Genomic DNA, 16,714 nt, shown 5'->3' on the forward strand with positions numbered 1-16,714 from the left:
ACTAAGTCATTAAATTTATTTTTTTATTACACATTTGTCAAAAAATATTTTTTCTAATACATCAAAGTTTTGTGGGTTGTTACACTCAAAAATGCTATGTCTGTTATCTATAAAAATAATTTTATCACAGAAATTTGATACTAAATCTAAATTATGAACAGAAAATAAAATCATTTTTCCAGTATCTTTTAAATCAAATAATATTTTTTTGATAATGGAAGTACTTTCTGGGTCAATCGCATTAAACGGTTCGTCCAAAATAATGTTTTGAGCATTTGACATGAAAGCTCCTGCAAGATATATTTTTTGTTTCATTCCAAGAGAATAACTGGAAATAGTTTGTTCTAATGAATTTTCCAACTTCAATTTTGGTATATAGATAGCAAGCAGTTCATCAAACTTTTCTTTTTGATTATAAAGTTCACTAACAAATTGTAAATATTCTTTTCCAGTCAAATTTAAAAACATATCCTTTGTATCTGGAACAAAAGCATAGTGATATTTTGCTGTAAAATCGGTAGAAGGAATATCATCTATTTTTACACTTCCTTTATCCAATGTGCTAGGTTGGATAATCGAATTTAAAAAAGTCGATTTTCCAATACCATTTACCCCTACTAAAGCATATATACAGGAATTAGTTAATGTAATGCTCTCATTTTCAAAAATTTTATTTATACCATAAGACTTACTTAAATTATTTATTTCTATCATCTGAAAGACCTCTTTTCATATACATAACCACACCTATCAATAATAAAATCAAGATATTCATCATTGATAATCCAATAGAAAATTTAACAAAGGAAAATTTTTTCCAAAAATACATTTCTAAAATTGTTAAAGCCACAATCATGACTAAAACAAATATCTTGCTCATATTCCCATGTAATAATGTATTAGGTGTGATTTCAGTTCTGGGCATTTTATAGTCAAAGTACACTCCCATAAAAGAGCAAAGTATATTCGTAAATGTACCATACAGCAATAAAGATATATCAAAAAATAGCCCATTTTTACCAATACTGCAAACAATCCATGCACAAATGATGACAATTTCATTCAAAACAGAGCTTATCAATACCTTAGAAAAGAATATCCTACTGTTTTTGACTGGAAATAGGTTATAATATGAGATATTTTTATCACTGGTATATGATGTGCTGGAAATTGTATTCATAGCACAGCATAATACCATTAAAAGAATTTTTAGTACACTTTGAATTTCTATATAACTTCCAGATATTCTTTTTGAAAAAAGATTTACCAAAAGATACACAGTTATCACACTTTTTAAATTAGAGTAAAAAAGTAATTCCTTATTTCTTGAAACTCGACACCATTCATTCAAAATATATGGATTTTTGTTAAAATACTTAGATATATTTGCATGAAATCTAGGTTTGGTAAAACAATTTAAATAATGGTAACACCTAAGAAAATATGATGCACTTATTTTGATAGTATATATATAACTCAGAAATATAATCATTATAAAAATAAGAACACTTATCAAATAATTATTTTCAAAAAGATGGTATATTCCATTTATCATCAGCGGTTTTTCAAATGCAAATATAAGTAAACGTACAATCCCCCACATTATAAAAAGAAAACCACCATATTGAAAAGTAAGTAAAATATATCCGCAATATTTTTCACTAACTGTCGATATAACAATAGAAATTGAAAAGATAAATAAATCAATTATTATCAATATCAAAGCACATAATATGGTAGTTAAAATTAACGGTAAAATATTCCACTTAAAAAAATATATACTTGATAAAAAACAGCAGATAAATGACAATATTTGTATTTTAAATAATCGAATTATAACCATATAAATAATATTTGTAGGATTAACAGGAAAATATAGTAACTTTTCTATCTGTGAATTTACACATAGTTGTTCTGGAATTCGATACAAAGCTACAAGAACAGATATGCAAATCAAACTACAAACAGCCAATACTAAAGCATTTTGTATTGGCTGTCCTAGATAATCCACATTAAAATACCAAAACAAAACACCTAGATACAGTCCAATTAAAGTTAATGTACATTTGACAAAATATGATTTTTTTCTTCCAAATAGAATGATGTTAAGTGTTTTTTTCATTGGTCTTATCCTTTACTATATCAAAGTAATATAATATATGGTACTTCCAATGAGAAGTAATCCCATGATAATACTATTTAATGATGATAACTTTTTTTGCTTGATAAAAGTAAAATTCAGTACCAAAGAAATAACAGGAACAAGCCATATTCCCAAAATACTAGGGATAGGATAATAGGTATCTCCATTATGCAAAATATTTATCTTCTCCGGTAAGAAAAATAACATAATTGCGGAAACCAAAAACATAAGAATAACAATAATAAAATTGATTTTAGCATACTTTTCATTATTCTCAGTAAAATTTTCTCCTAAGACATCTTTTAATATTTTTTTAATCATAGTTCACTCTCCTAATTTGTTTTTTTTTGTTTGATAAAAGAATAAATTGTAGGAATTCCAACCCAAATAACAAGCCCAATGAACAAAACCCACTCTGATTGCTCTGTTATAAAATATAAAATCAACATAATGAAAACTAATGGAAATGTAATATATCCTAATAATCTATTCGCAATTTTCCATGTCTTTTCATCTGTCGTTGTCCAAGGTAATCGTAATCCCATATACTTATTTAAAGGAAGTTTTGTTGAAACATTTCCAGTAAAAAGCATAATGGTAACCACAAAAATAAATGATGTTGGAATGTTGACGATGAAATCATTATCTATTAGCGGAACAAAATATAATGCAACTGCCAATATTACCGTCAATCTATTCATACGACGCATTGTTTTCACTTTTGGATTATCTTTAGATAAATTTGTAATAACTGCCATTCTCGTTTGCGCAACACCCATTAAACTAATCAAACCTGCTCCTATAAGGAAATTAACATTGCTTAAATTTTTGAAAAAGGCGATCAGAAGTGCTGTGATAGATAACCCAAATATACATATATCTAAAATAAAAATTGATTTCTTCATTTCTAAATCACTCCTTTTTTCCAAAAATAGACATAAATCCAGACAATGCTTGTTGAAGTACTGTTACATTGATTGAATAAATGACAAAGTTTCCTTGCTTTTCTGAACTAACTAACTCTGCTTCTCGTAAGATATTCAGATGTTTTGTTAAAGCAGGTTTCGATATGTCAAAATGTTCCGCTATTTCTCCAGCACTTAAATCTTTCTCATTCAATAGTTTCAAAATTTCTCGTCTAGTTGGGTCACTAATAGCTTTAAAAACACTTCCCACACTCACACCCCTTTCATTTAATCAAAAAGTTAATTAACCTTACGGTTAAACACTAAACTAAGAAATGCTTCTTGTCAATAATTTTTAAAAATTATTTTCATAAAAAGACTTGCATACTACTATGCTCATACGTCCATAGATACCGCAAAATCAGAGGTTCAGCGTCTAATCGCATAAGAAGTATTTACCACGATTTTAACCACGCTTGATAGCGAAAATATAAGAAGATAGACCTAGATATGTGAGGTTTACCACAAAAGAAAAATGCCCGTAGAGCCGATAAAATAAGGCTTTGCGGACATTTAAGAAGATATAAAAAGATAGTCAAAAAGACATATATAATTTTAATTAAATAAACGATACTGTCTCTGTTAATGCTTTTCTGCTGTTATGATTAGGGAGAGGCGTAGTTGTTTTGTCAGCAACACCAATATCAAGAAGCATTAATATTTCCTCATCTTCTGGTAAATTAAAAGCTTTTGCCAGTTCATCAGGATTAAAGAAGTTAATCCAGCAGCTGTCAACACCTTCATTGTATGCAGCTAACATAAGATGGGTTGCAACGATAGTTGCGTCTTCTATTCCAGAGTTTCTTTTATCTCCCGGGTAAGTGAACACATTATTTTTATTAAAAGCAACAATTAGGACTGTAGGTGCGTTATATCGGCAAGGCGTTAATTTATCAATAGTCTCTAATCCACTTTCAGATTGTACAACATATATATGCTGTTCCTGAAGATTCTTTGCTGTAGGCGCTACTCTTCCGGCTTCCAAGATAGCATCTAATTTATCTTTTCCTATTTGTTCGCTGCTAAATTTTTTACATGAATATCTGTTTTTAATTACATCTGAAAATTCCATAAATAACCTTCCTTTCAGTGAATTTTATCTACGCTAATTATATCACTTATACAATAAAATCCCAGCACTGTAATTATATTAAGTAATCATCATCTATCATTTGTTTATATTCTGAAAAGTCACCATCATTAAAATTATATCTGTATCTTACATCTTCATCGTCTACCACGCATCGAAGTATCATTGTATCATCTTCTATGTACAGATAATTTTCCGGATTCAAATAATTCTGTTTTAAATTTGCCTCAGATAAACGATATGCAATTACTGTTGAAACTTCAAAAATCTCTGAATTGGCTCCTTAAATCTTTTCCATCCAGTTATTCAGCCATTCTTCTGCGTTATTAATGTGCATGCCAACAATAATCACATATCCATATTTTTTTGCCATATCATGAAGATACTGTACACAATATTTATACAACTCCTGACTCATGCTTTTGTATGTGGTGTGTCTGCTCTGCAAAAGCCTGAAATGTTCTATTATAATAACATTATATTTATTATGCCCATTGTCATCTGATAAAAGTTCAACATCTCTATCATCTATAGCTTTAAAATGAATATTATCACATTGTAACTTAAATAATTTTAGAGCCTCATCACATATTTCATCAAAACTTCTTTCATCATTTTCTTTATCAGGTGAAAAAGCCTGTTCATACATATGTGTTTCTATTCCTTGTAATATATTGTTATACACAGCCTTAGCTTTATTATTGGAACACATATATAGCACAGCCTTATGCCCTTTCATTATCAAATAATCCGCCAGCATTCCAAATGTATCATATCGTCCATATCCCTTAATATTATCTGTTACATATATCTTTCCCGGTTCGATAATGTCTTTGATTTTATCTAACCACATTTGTGCTAATTGCCAGTTATATGCTTCCATAACATTATCCATTACATTAAAATCCAATTACTCTGCCTTCTTTCTCTGATGTTTCTTTAACTTCCAGATTATTAAAATCCTCGGCTTCTAATGTTCTCAGTTCTTTTTCCGAAGGCTGACCTGTACTTCTTGCTATTCTTAATGTCTGATTCATTAATGCCTGTTCATATATATTTCTTACAAAGCGGCCATTTCCAAAATCCTTATGCTTACATGCATGTCCGAATATTTCAATAACTTTTTCATGCACTTCATCAGATAATCTGACCCCTGATTTTGATGCCATAGATATCAATATTTCATATAATTCTTCTTCGGTGTAATCATCAAAATTAATATGAAATGCTATCCTGCTGGTAAGCCCTGGATTGGTATCAAGAAATTGCTGCATTTTATCCGGATATCCGGCAAGAATAACAATAGTATCCTCCCTGTTATTCTCCATCTCCTGAACCAGCGTGTTAATTGCCTCATCTCCATATAAGCCTCTTCTGCCATCTACAAGAGAATAAGCTTCATCTATAAACAACACATTTCCCTTAGCCCTTCTGAAAAGACTTTTTACCTTGGGAGCTGTCTGTCCTACATATTCCCCGACAAGATCACTTCTACCAGCCTCTATTAAAGCTCCCTCCGGGAGTATTTTATTGTCTCTTAAAATGTCTGCAAATAACCTCGCAACTGTTGTCTTTGCGGTACCCGGATTACCTGTAAATACCATATGTACAGCACTCAGCGGTGGTTCAATTCCATTCGCGCGATATATTTTTCTTGTATTATAATAACTTATAATCTTATCTATAATGTTTTTAGGGTTGTTAAGACCTATCATGGATTTAAGTTCAAGATATGCATTTCCTTCTCTTTCCTTAATCAGTTCCACATGCTTTATCTCATAATCTGCATACTGTGAATATATATCTGTACACAGAATATTTCCAAGACATTTATGTATTTTTGCATCTAATTCATCCGGATAATATTCTATGTCGTCTGCTATATCTATTTTATCTGCGACAGATTCATCTATACCCTTATCTATTAAATCCCTTTTTATATATTCTCTGGCTTGGGCTCCCATATATGTGTTCTGTCTTATTTCACAAAAATTGGTGTTGTGGGCACTATCTTTTATTAATTCCTTAATTCGTTTATTGCCTCGTCTGACAAATACAAATGTCAGCACATTTGACGAATACTCTTCTATCATCAGCCCAATTCTATCTGCTGCCTTGCGCAATCTGTTCTTATCGTATTCATCATCAACATCTTTCATATCAGGAATAACAATTCCTACACTTGATGCCTCACAATACGAATATCCATACGATTCATTCTGGTCTGACAGCAATCCCGATATCCATATTCGGCTACTTCTTAACCTGTTTTGCTTATACAATGCTGCTATTATGACTTTCGCGATTTCATATCCAACACTGTTCCTGCTGCAGGTTATTATATATTGCACCGGATTCCCCAGATAATTAGTAGTATTCCTGTTAACAAATATTCTTTCCAGTTCTGGAAGTAGTGTTTCTGAACAATTAAGTTTTACTGCCCTGTCATATAGCTGCTTCTTTAAAATGTTTGTATCTACATATATTTCACGACATTTCTTTCTTCTTTCACCGCTCTTCATAAAATCGCAACTGAAAAATCTGTCTACAACTTCATAATCCAGATGAAAAAGTCGGTCTTCCATCTTATTAACCCGGTCATATGTAGTCTCTCGAATATTAAAATCATATATTTTCATACCGCATTTTTCGATATAGCCATATATGTGCTCCATCGCATTTTCCTTATAATTATTAGAAATAACCCTGAATTCTACTCTTCCATTAGATATATCCGTATCTATATAACACACAAATACAACAATCTTATACTCATGCTCACCCGAATACTCTATTGCACAATTCTCAAGATCACACCAGATTCTCTCATCCTGTTCATGGCAACTTCGTTCACCATTACTATTTTTCAAATATTTTTCTACAATTCTACAACTTTGAATTCTGGCAGATGCCTCATAAAATAACATAATCCCACACCCTTTCCCATAGTTAATAACTTTCGTATCTATTATTAATTATATAAAAGGTGTGGGACTATATTGGTACATGAATCTTTCTTAGTTATTATCAGCTTTATTAGAATTTTCTATTTCCGATAAAAATTCAATCCAATACAATACATGTTCTGGAATAATATTTTTTGGAATAACTTCATTAACTCCATTATATTCAGGAGCCGTTGCAAACTTATATATCTTATCCGGATTAACTGCAGTAATATTTTTGTACTTATCTGCATCTTCTACTATACCTTCTGTTGTCAGTAGATATACTTCATTTCCATCCTTTGCCAGATTTACATAATCAGAGGCTTTTAAATCCACTTTTCCCTTCTTTACCTGAATATATATATGTTTTCTTTTCTTTATTTTCTTGTCAGGGTCAACAAGAACACACTCATATTTAGCTGTTGCAATTTTATTGGTTGATGGAATACAAACATATCCCTTTTCAGCATAAAGCCACAGTGCCAGCAAATCTTCCACATCCGATGGACTCAATAACATATAAAAGTGTTTATCTAAACATAAATTAGGTTTTTCATATGTAAATTGTTCTTTTTCTGGGTCATGTATTTTGTTATACAGCAACTGGCTATACTCTTTTACGCCATCTTTATTAATTCTTTGTAAAGTTGAGCCTTTTATGAACGCAGTTGCTATCGCTCCCGGCACAGATTCTTCATCGGCTCTTGTTGATGCTTCATACCAATCTATATTTGTTAATTGGTTACCTGCATCCCTTTTTTCAGCAGCTTCACTATTAAAGATCCATTTGCTTTCCTTTTTTACCCTTCCAAAATAATACTTTCCTTCTTTCCTAGAATGCATCCATATAATATCATTCTCTTTAACCTGCTCTTTTAATCTTTTAACACTCGCATAACTTTTGTATACCTTATCCGCATATTTACAATAATCCTCAAAAGTTTTTATATTTTTTATGTTTTTTCTTTCACTTTCGGATAACTCTTTTAAACTCCATCCCATTGCAGCAACATTATTTTCTATACAATACTCTGCAATGCTATCTTCTCCTGTATTCACCTGCAATCTCCATACTTCCATAACTTAATCCTCCTGTATTTTATTCATATCGTTTTAACGCATGTCTTAAGTCATCAACAACCTGTTCGACCAGATTCTCAGGGCTTACAATTCTAATATGTCTTGCGTATTGTGTTGCAAAACATCTCATAGCCATAAGATTAGCATGAACCGTTACAATTACCTCATCTTCTGAATAATCAGCAAATTTGATGTCTTTACCAAACCAGTCAAGAAGCTCTGATATAATGTAACGATATGCACGGAAACGAACTATCCCGCTATCACCTGAAAACATATATATATGATCCGCCATATGCTTTGACAGATTCAGACCATTCTCCAAACCTTTAACTTTCTTCATTGGCTTTCTCTTAGTATCAAGAAGTTCAATATCTGTTATCCAGTCAATCCTGTAATTAGCATAGTTATCATATTTGTCATAATTACATATAAGATAATATCTTCCGTTTGTCGCAACCATCTGATATGGATTAATTATATATTCCCTTGGTGCACCTTCACTATTACATCTGTTATGAAGCTTATAATCCATGTCATAATAGTTATAACGAAATTTTACCTGTTTTCCTTTGCTTATTGCTTCATCCAATATCTCTATATTGTAAAATAGCTGTTTGTTAACAAGCGGATTTTCCTGCAGATTACATATATGCTTCACGCTTGACTTAAAATAACAGTTTGACAGGCTTTCCAACTTCTCAATAAGTTCAGTACACTGTTTATAGGGAATTGACTTTGAAAAAAGCAGACTATCTATAAGAAGCCTCAACTCTGAATTACTAAATGTTCTTTCTATGTACCAGTCTGTATATATAGTTTCCTGCTCCCCATTCTTTTTGGTTCTTATCTGTTCTGTATATTCAATATCATATCCACATTCCAACAGATATGACAGATTTCTTCTTACGGCTTTCCTGTCTACTTCCATACCATATTCTTTTCTAAGAATATCAATAAAATCTTTTTGTTTCAGTCTGTGTTCAGCATCTGAATATTTGTTAAGAATATCAAGTATATTAATAACCAGCAGTTTTTTTGACATTACCTCATACATATATCTTCCCCTACTCTTCAACCGCAATATTATAATCAAGTACCTGCTTAAGCAGATAATTGCTCATATTTAAGACTTTCATATTAAAATCACTTTCATTAAACAGCAGCGATACAGCAAAAAGATTAGCCTCATATTCAACATTTTTAAATGCATTTTTACTTGTTACAGCAAAATTATTAATATCATCTGAATGAAGAAGTGCATGTCCTAATTCATGTGCACACAAAACCAGCTGGCTTTTATGCTCATATCTTCCATTAATAATTATAATTGTTGGATAATTATCCGACCTTATCGTATATGCTTTCCTGTCTATCGGAAGCATTTTACTTACAACTACTCTTATTCCGTACTTTTCTGCTAATTCAAAAGGATTCCTTGTATTATAATTCTTCCTTAAATCTTCTGCCAGCTTCTTTATATCTTTAGCCTTCATGTTGTCACCTACCTGTACTTATAGCTCACAAGCTGTAACTGTTGTAAGATTTCATTTGCGAATGCAACCATTGTTTCATCGTCCATCTTGGATGGATCATATCCTCCATATGCAGCAACTGTCGGAAGCTTAAGCAAAAATTCCATTGCTTCCTTCGGATCTTCAAATGTTCCTGGAAGCTTGTTCGTATCATCACTTTTGTCGTGAGACATTTCTGGTACATTACCCATCATCTCTGCTGGTGTGGTTCCAAGAACATTACACATTTTTTCAAATGTTGAAACGGGAATTTTAACGATGCTTGAATCCTCATATCTGTAAACTGTGGATACTGACACACCTAATTCCTTTGCCATATATTCTGCAGATATTTTCTGTTCTTTCCTTTTTGCTTTTAATCTCTGCCCTAATTCCATATCTAATCAATCTCCTGAATACTCTATTTATATGTTAATTTTATTCTACTCTTTTTTTGCATTTACGCAAGTGACTTTTTGCATATTTGCAATTTTATATTGACATACTAGCATTAATGCATTATATTTCTTTTATAATTCGCATTTATGCAAATATAAGGAGGGTAAAAATGCTTGAAATAATGGATACAGATTATCAATCATCAAATATGCCAAACATAAAAGTAATTGGCGTCGGAGGCTGCGGTAATAATGCAATTAACAGACTTGCACACCAGACTCCTTATCCTATTCAATTCGTTGCTATTAATACAGATCAGATGGTACTTGATAAATCAGAGGCTGACACATGCATTACTATTGGAAAAAAGCTGACTGGCGGATTTGGTGCTGGTGGGAATCCAGAAATTGCCTATGCAGCTGCTGAAGAAAGTGCTGACGAAATTAAAGAAATTATAAACGATGCAAATATGGTAATTCTTACTGCCGGTATGGGAGGAGGTACAGGTACTGGAGCACTGCCATACATTGCTAAGATGTGCAAGGACCTAGGAATTCTTACGGTAGCAGTCGTTACTACACCTTTCAGCTTTGAGAATCCTAACCGCTCTGATGTGGCCCGTGCAGGAATACAGAATCTTGAAAAGTGTGTTGATACCTTGCTCGTAATATCAAATGATAAACTGCTTACATCTAATGAGAAAATTGTAACTATGTCATCTGCATTTACTCTTGCAGATTCTGTATTAAAGAACTCAATTGACACTATTACCAATATTGTGTTTAACTGCGGTACTGTAAATCTTGACTTTAATGATTTAAAAACTGTTCTCGGAGACAAAGGGTACGGACACTTAGGAATAGGATATGCTGATGAGAATACCTCTATTACTGATGCTGTCAAACAGGCTGTTAATTCACCTTTACTTAACACTAATCTTTCAGGTGCAAAGTATGTTATGATAAATTCATCTGGAGATGTTAATCTTATCGAACTTAATAATGCTATCCAGTATATTCAGGAAATTGTCGGAACGGAAGCTAAAATCATGTGGGGTACCGTTTCTTCTAAAGAACAACTTGAGGATAATAAAAATTCCCTTATAACCATTATTGCAACTGGACTTAATGATTCCAGTGGCACTAATAAAACTAGTCCTACCAACCTGCCTATGAAAAATACTTATAATACCGTTAAAGTCTCTGACATAAATAATCTTTTAGCTAAGTCAGAAAAGAAAGAAAATGAACTTGTCATTCCTACTTTTCTGCAGTCAAGAATGAAAAAATAGGGGGTTCCCCTATTTTTCCATTCTCTAACCTGCTTTAATTTTCAACATCTCCCCAGCTCTGCCCGAAACATCAGTCTTCTTGTTCCCCTGATATTCTCAAACTGGATTTCATATGTCTGTGTAACCTTATCTACCTTAACAATCTCGCCAGTTCCAAATACCTTATGTCTGACTTTATCTCCAACCTCAAATACGGCCTTTGGCAGCATCTGCTCAGTCACACCTCTGATTAATACTCTGCTGTTGTTGATACAGTCAAGAAGATTAGTATCAATGTCACTTAAAAATGCTGATGGTCTTGCAGCGAAACGGCCATCTTTCTTTCTATAAGTGCTGAGGTAAAGCATATTCTTAGCCCTCGTCATTGCAACATACAACAATCTTCTTTCCTCTTCATATTCGTCTTCATTACGAAGCCTGCTGCTTGGAAACTGTCCTTCAACGAGTCCTGGAACAAATACTGTATCAAACTCAAGTCCTTTTGCTGTATGAATTGTCATTACTTTTACAACATTATACTCTCCGTCCTCATCTTGCGCTGAAAATAATGCAAAATGGCTTAACAGATCAGCCAGCTCAACCTTTTCCTGATTATCTTCCTCCAGTGCCGTAATAGTCCTGATAAGCTCTGACACATTATCAAGTCTGGTCTGGTCGATGTCCTGCTCCAACGCCTTACGATATCCCATATCAAGACATTTGTTTACTATATCAGTACAGGTATAAGTAACATATGTATCATGCAATTCACTGATTGCATTGTAATATTCTATAACATTTTTCTGTGTTATATCGCCATCTTCAATCTGCTTTCCAAGTGCCTTGAAAAGACTGCAGTTGTTCTGTGCTGCTGCATTTTTAAGCTTCTCAACAGACTTCTTACCAAAGCCCCTTCTCGGTCTGGATATAGTATACAGCAAATCCATGTCCGTAAGACTGTACACCATTCTCATGTATGAAAGCACCGTTCTTATCTCTTCGCTTTCATAGAATTTCGCACCGCTTAGTATCTTGTAAGGAACTTTTCTTTTTATAAATGCTTCCTCTAACGACCTTGTCTGTGAAGCAGCCCGCACCAATATAGTATGGTCGCTGTACTTCATATTCTTAGCGACATTATCAAGAATAGTATCAGCTATCCACAAAGACTCTTTCTCCTCCGTGTCAGCTGCATTGAATACCGGCTTATTGCCATCTGGTCTGTTAGAAATCATCTGCTTTTCAAGCCTGTTCTGATTAGCAGAGATAAGGGATTTCGCTGCATTTACAATCTGAGGAGTACTCCTGAAATTCTCAGTAAGTGAATAATCCTGCAGATTTTCATGTGTTTTGTCAAAATTAATCATGTATTCAGGGTCAGAACCACGCCATGTATATATATTCTGGTCGTCGTCACCTACCACGAACAGATTCTGATACAAACCGCTTAGAATGTGAAGCAGCATATCCTGTTTCATATTGACATCCTGATACTCGTCGCACAGTACATACTGGCATTTTTCCTGCCAGCGAATCCGCACATCTTCATTCCTGTTTAAAATATATAAAGTGAAATTAATAAGGTCTTCAAAGTCCAGAGCATAATTGTCACACTGTCTCTTAAGATAATTATAGAAAACCTTTTTATCCACGTTTTTCTCGCTGGAAGCCCTTCTTTTAAGCTCTGTCTTATCAACGCCTGCCATAAGCTCAACATAGGACATATCCTGCTTGGTTATGTCTATATCACTCATTATCTTCTTCGCAGTATTGTCCTTGAGCGATATTCCCATATCCTCTGCCACGTCCTTAATCATCTCCAGCTCTGCCTTCTTATCAAGAATCGTGAATGTCTTGGGAAATGTCAGCCTGTGAATCTCCTCTTTAAGAAACATGTTACAATATCCGTGAAATGTTCCCGTAAAACAGTTGGCATTATCACCAACAATATTCCTTAACCTGTGCTTCATCTGCGAAGCTGCCTTGTTTGTAAATGTAAGCGCCACAATAGATGATGGCTCAACGAACAGTTCTGTTATAAGATATGCTATTCTATATGTAAGTACAAATGTTTTTCCCGAACCTGGAACTGACGCAACCCTTATGTTGCCTTCTGTCTGTGTTATTGCCTCTGTCTGTTCCTTCGTTGCTCTTTCTGGTATGTTCATAGTCCTCTTTACCTGTAAATATTTAGTATACCTTTGGTATCTCTCCATCAATTCCATACATTTGTTTAAATGTATCTATATCCCCAGTCTGCTTAATCAGCATTATCTCCTCTATCTTACCGGTATGGATATCCTGAAATCCTGCAACCTGCTCACCTGTGCATACGCTTGTTTTCAGTACCGGTTTCTTATTCATTTTATCATAGGATTGTGTGTGTTTCTTTTTAAATATGCTCATCATTTACAACTCCAAAGCCTGCCTGCTTGTATTGTGCTGCTTTCATCATTTTATCTATTAGCTTTCTTGCTCCAGTTCTAGATTTATAATCATTATATAAATTTTGCGACAGCATCAAGCTCTTTTCTCTTAGGTCTTTCAGGTGGCTCTTGTCCCCTGTGGCCGACAGCAATAACAGACACAACATTTTCACTGTCTGGAATATTAAGCAATTCTCTTAACGCCTCACCATCTCTAATGCCCATTACCAGAGTATCAAGCCCCAGTTCAGCAGCTTTAAGAAGCAGATTATCATTCTGCAGACCAAGGTCATAATAGCCCCAGCCGTCACCAGCCTCATTAACCGGACTGCCTGTATTCTTATCAAAGCCGACCATTCCCTTTACAAATGTTGTGACTATATATGCGCCTGCTCCTTCCGAATTAGCCTGATTAAATTCCGGAAGACATTTTTCTCTAAGTTCTTTCACCGCATTTTCAGATAATACACAGTAATATCTTGATGTCTGCAGATTCTTCCATGAAGGTGCATATGACGCAGCCTTAATAAGTTCCTCAAGCTGTTCCTTAGTAACCTTTCTCTCTGGATTATAATTTCTTATGCTTCTTCTTTTCTCCATTACTGCCTGTAATTCCATATGTATACCTCTTTTCTATGATTATAGTTACTAATGTTTCCGCTCAATCTACACATCATTATCTGCTTATCATAAAATGCCTCCTCTAAGTAAGTTCATATCCCTTTAACTGCTTTCTGTATGTTCTATACTCCGGACAGTATTTTTCAACCTCCGCCCAGAATTCTGCCGAATGATTCATATGCCTTCTGTGCGAAAGCTCATGCACGATTACATAATCCATCAGCTCCTGCGGCATATAATACAACTGGTAGTTGAAATTCACATTGCCTTTAGAACTACAGCTTCCCCACCTTGTTTTCTGGTTACGGATAGTTATTCTTCCAACGCTCACATTCATTATATCACAGTAATACTGTACTCTCTTTTCAAATGTATCCTTTATATTATCAAGTTCCTGATTCGACAGACATTCAATACCCGGCGCACCTGTACCGTGTCTGTTATCTGATTTCTGTCTGACAAAATCCAGTTTCTTCCTGATCCATTCATCATGTTCTTCTATAAATCGGTTAATCGCTGCTGATGACATTCGCAATGGAGTTCTTACTATCACTTTCCCATCTGCGTGAACCTCTATTCCTATTGTTCTTCTTCTGGATTTTATTACCTGTATGTTCATGATTCTACCTTGTAAATGCTTTATCTTCCCACAACCTTCTTAAGATATTCATTTTTCAGCTTATTCTGCTCTTCAAGCCTCTTATTTTCATCTTTTAAATGCTGTATATATTCCCGTGTCAGTTTAACACCTCCACGAACCGCTATGTCTTCATGCTTTTCCATCTCATCAAGCCACTGGAATAATGACTTTTCCCTGATTTCGTTATATGTGTTATCTTCTCTGTTAAACATTTTCCGCCTCCTTGCACACATCAACCCAGCCCTTAGCCTGTGAAGCGTCTTCTAACTCAGCAATTGTAAGTTTCACCGCAGAATGGTCGTCACCTGCTGCCGGATACACAATATCGAACTGTTTAAGGCTTTCATCAAGATATACATCAATGCCCTCATTAATGCCAAATGGACAGACTCCACCGGGAGCGTGTCCGATTATATTCTCAACCTCTTCAAATGGTATCATCTTTGCTTTTACATGAAATGTGTCTTTATATTTTCTGTTATCTATCTTCGCAGTTCCTTCTGTGATTATCAATACTGCCTTGTCGCCCTGAAGAAAAGACATTGTCTTGGCTATCCTTCCTGGCTCGACTCCAAGTGCCTCCGCTGCCATTGCAACCGTGGCTGTTGATTCACCAAGCTGTATTACATGCTCTCTGTATCCTGCTTTCTCCAGATATCCAAGTGCTTTTTCTAATGACATATAAACCCTGCCTTCTTTCCACATATTTTTAAACAGTTTCTATAATACCACACACGCGGCTTCCAATGGCATATATTCTTAAAATTTCATATTTAGCAATTGCTGATTAAATAAAAATCCCGCGACAGTCATACAACCGTCACGGGATTAAAATCATTTATTCATATGTGTGTTTCTTATGCTTACCAAAAGCTGCCTGTTCCTCGACACTGTGGTCTGCAACATTCATCTTCTGATGTACTTTCTTTTTCTTTAATGGATGCTTTGGATTCTTATCCATAACAATCGCTCCCTTTCTAATTCAATAATAAATGATTAGTCATTAGCCTTCAATAGCAATGTACTTCTTATTCTCAACTGCTTTAGCTTCTTTCTTAGGAACTGAAAGTCTTAAGATACCATCTTCATACTTAGCCTTGATATCTTCCTGTGTGACACCTTCACCTACATAGAAGCTACGGCTCATAGCACCAGCATATCTTTCCTTACGGATGTATTTACCTTTCTTATCCTTTTCATCCTTATCAAGTCCCTTAGCAGCACTTATTGTAAGGTAACCGTTATCAAGCTGTGCATTAATTTCATCCTTCTTAAATCCTGGAAGATCAATATCAACTTCATAACCTGTATCAGTTTCCTTAACATCAGTCTTCATTACATTATTTGCATGCTTACCATATAAAGCCTTGTCAACTTCAGGAAATCCGAAGTCCATCCAATCATCATTAAATAAATTCTCTCCAAAAATACTAGGCATCAACATAAGTCATTCCTCCTTTAACATATATCATTATCTTGTTACCTTGTTTCTTTGGAACCGGGATGTTTCAGTAACCTCTTGAGGTACTTTCCTTTACTTTCGTACCTCTTTTGGTTCCCTTCCTTTGTTCTTGGCTACGTTATATACCTTTTTATTAGCACTGTCAAGGGGTGAGTG

At 34.1% G+C, this 16,714-nt stretch carries 22 protein-coding genes; 1 reads left to right on the plus strand and 21 read right to left on the minus strand.

Annotated features, from left to right (window positions below):
* Positions 1–15: 15 nt before the first annotated feature.
* From EUBELI_RS11500 to EUBELI_RS11555, 13 genes are all read right to left on the minus strand, one after another.
* A complete protein-coding gene (locus EUBELI_RS11500) occupies positions 16–714 on the minus strand; it encodes an ATP-binding cassette domain-containing protein (protein ID WP_012740522.1) in 699 nt (232 codons plus the stop codon).
* Positions 698–2,122: a hypothetical protein gene (locus EUBELI_RS11505; RefSeq protein WP_012740523.1), complete on the minus strand. Its 1,425-nt coding sequence runs from the start codon at positions 2,120–2,122 to the stop codon at positions 698–700. Before EUBELI_RS11505 ends, EUBELI_RS11500 begins: the two co-directional genes overlap by 17 nt.
* Positions 2,123–2,137: 15 nt before the next feature.
* A complete protein-coding gene (locus tag EUBELI_RS11510; RefSeq protein ID WP_012740524.1) occupies positions 2,138–2,464 on the minus strand; it encodes a hypothetical protein in 327 nt (108 codons plus the stop codon).
* An 11-nt stretch (positions 2,465–2,475) separates the two neighbouring features.
* On the minus strand, positions 2,476–3,048 hold the full coding sequence (locus EUBELI_RS11515; protein ID WP_012740525.1) for an SdpI family protein: 573 nt from the start codon (positions 3,046–3,048) through the stop codon (positions 2,476–2,478).
* Positions 3,049–3,055: 7 nt separating this feature from the next.
* The gene (locus EUBELI_RS11520) at positions 3,056–3,325 is read right to left on the minus strand and encodes an autorepressor SdpR family transcription factor (protein ID WP_012740527.1); all 270 of its coding nucleotides are present in this window, start codon (positions 3,323–3,325) and stop codon (positions 3,056–3,058) included.
* Positions 3,326–3,667: 342 nt separating this feature from the next.
* Positions 3,668–4,180 (minus strand): nitroreductase family protein, encoded by a 513-nt coding sequence (locus EUBELI_RS11525; RefSeq protein ID WP_012740528.1) that lies wholly within the window; start codon positions 4,178–4,180, stop codon positions 3,668–3,670.
* Between the two features lie 73 nt (positions 4,181–4,253).
* Complete coding sequence (locus EUBELI_RS14490) at positions 4,254–4,403, minus strand: hypothetical protein (protein ID WP_012740529.1); 150 nt, start codon at positions 4,401–4,403, stop codon at positions 4,254–4,256.
* 78 nt (positions 4,404–4,481) lie between these two features.
* Positions 4,482–5,108, minus strand: a complete 627-nt coding sequence (locus EUBELI_RS11530) for a hypothetical protein (RefSeq protein WP_012740530.1) — start codon at positions 5,106–5,108, stop codon at positions 4,482–4,484.
* Positions 5,098–7,125 (minus strand): AAA family ATPase, encoded by a 2,028-nt coding sequence (locus tag EUBELI_RS13785; protein WP_012740531.1) that lies wholly within the window; start codon positions 7,123–7,125, stop codon positions 5,098–5,100. Before EUBELI_RS13785 ends, EUBELI_RS11530 begins: the two co-directional genes overlap by 11 nt.
* A 90-nt stretch (positions 7,126–7,215) precedes the next feature.
* Positions 7,216–8,226 (minus strand): hypothetical protein, encoded by a 1,011-nt coding sequence (locus tag EUBELI_RS11540; protein WP_012740532.1) that lies wholly within the window; start codon positions 8,224–8,226, stop codon positions 7,216–7,218.
* Positions 8,227–8,245: 19 nt separating this feature from the next.
* Positions 8,246–9,283, minus strand: coding sequence for a helix-turn-helix transcriptional regulator (locus EUBELI_RS11545; RefSeq protein WP_012740533.1), 1,038 nt, complete (start codon positions 9,281–9,283; stop codon positions 8,246–8,248).
* 10 nt (positions 9,284–9,293) lie between these two features.
* On the minus strand, positions 9,294–9,722 hold the full coding sequence (locus tag EUBELI_RS11550; RefSeq protein WP_012740534.1) for an ImmA/IrrE family metallo-endopeptidase: 429 nt from the start codon (positions 9,720–9,722) through the stop codon (positions 9,294–9,296).
* An 8-nt stretch (positions 9,723–9,730) separates the two neighbouring features.
* A complete protein-coding gene (locus EUBELI_RS11555; protein ID WP_012740535.1) occupies positions 9,731–10,138 on the minus strand; it encodes a helix-turn-helix domain-containing protein in 408 nt (135 codons plus the stop codon).
* A 170-nt stretch (positions 10,139–10,308) separates the two neighbouring features.
* Here EUBELI_RS11555 and ftsZ point away from each other — a divergent pair, with 170 nt between their 5' ends.
* Positions 10,309–11,430: a cell division protein FtsZ gene (ftsZ, locus tag EUBELI_RS11560; protein WP_012740536.1), complete on the plus strand. Its 1,122-nt coding sequence runs from the start codon at positions 10,309–10,311 to the stop codon at positions 11,428–11,430.
* Positions 11,431–11,471: 41 nt separating this feature from the next.
* On the opposite strand, the gene EUBELI_RS11565 is transcribed toward ftsZ, so the two are convergent.
* The 8 genes from EUBELI_RS11565 to EUBELI_RS11595 form a co-directional block, all read right to left on the minus strand.
* On the minus strand, positions 11,472–13,577 hold the full coding sequence (locus EUBELI_RS11565; RefSeq protein ID WP_041688918.1) for an ATP-dependent helicase: 2,106 nt from the start codon (positions 13,575–13,577) through the stop codon (positions 11,472–11,474).
* Positions 13,578–13,599: 22 nt separating this feature from the next.
* A complete protein-coding gene (locus EUBELI_RS11570; protein ID WP_012740538.1) occupies positions 13,600–13,815 on the minus strand; it encodes a hypothetical protein in 216 nt (71 codons plus the stop codon).
* A 92-nt stretch (positions 13,816–13,907) separates the two neighbouring features.
* The gene (locus EUBELI_RS11575; RefSeq protein WP_012740540.1) at positions 13,908–14,453 is read right to left on the minus strand and encodes a nitroreductase family protein; all 546 of its coding nucleotides are present in this window, start codon (positions 14,451–14,453) and stop codon (positions 13,908–13,910) included.
* An 85-nt stretch (positions 14,454–14,538) separates the two neighbouring features.
* On the minus strand, positions 14,539–15,075 hold the full coding sequence (locus EUBELI_RS11580) for a M48 family metallopeptidase (RefSeq protein WP_012740541.1): 537 nt from the start codon (positions 15,073–15,075) through the stop codon (positions 14,539–14,541).
* Between the two features lie 20 nt (positions 15,076–15,095).
* Positions 15,096–15,308, minus strand: coding sequence for a hypothetical protein (locus EUBELI_RS11585; protein WP_012740542.1), 213 nt, complete (start codon positions 15,306–15,308; stop codon positions 15,096–15,098).
* Positions 15,301–15,777, minus strand: a complete 477-nt coding sequence (locus tag EUBELI_RS11590; protein WP_041688919.1) for a YbaK/EbsC family protein — start codon at positions 15,775–15,777, stop codon at positions 15,301–15,303. Before EUBELI_RS11590 ends, EUBELI_RS11585 begins: the two co-directional genes overlap by 8 nt.
* Before the next feature lie 157 nt (positions 15,778–15,934).
* Positions 15,935–16,057, minus strand: coding sequence for a hypothetical protein (locus tag EUBELI_RS14845; protein ID WP_012740544.1), 123 nt, complete (start codon positions 16,055–16,057; stop codon positions 15,935–15,937).
* Between the two features lie 42 nt (positions 16,058–16,099).
* Positions 16,100–16,540: an Hsp20/alpha crystallin family protein gene (locus EUBELI_RS11595; protein ID WP_012740545.1), complete on the minus strand. Its 441-nt coding sequence runs from the start codon at positions 16,538–16,540 to the stop codon at positions 16,100–16,102.
* Between the last annotated feature and the right edge of the window lie 174 nt (positions 16,541–16,714).

Origin of the sequence: [Eubacterium] eligens ATCC 27750, from assembly GCF_000146185.1 — a bacterium.
GTDB classification, from domain to species: Bacteria; Bacillota; Clostridia; order Lachnospirales; family Lachnospiraceae; genus Lachnospira; species Lachnospira eligens.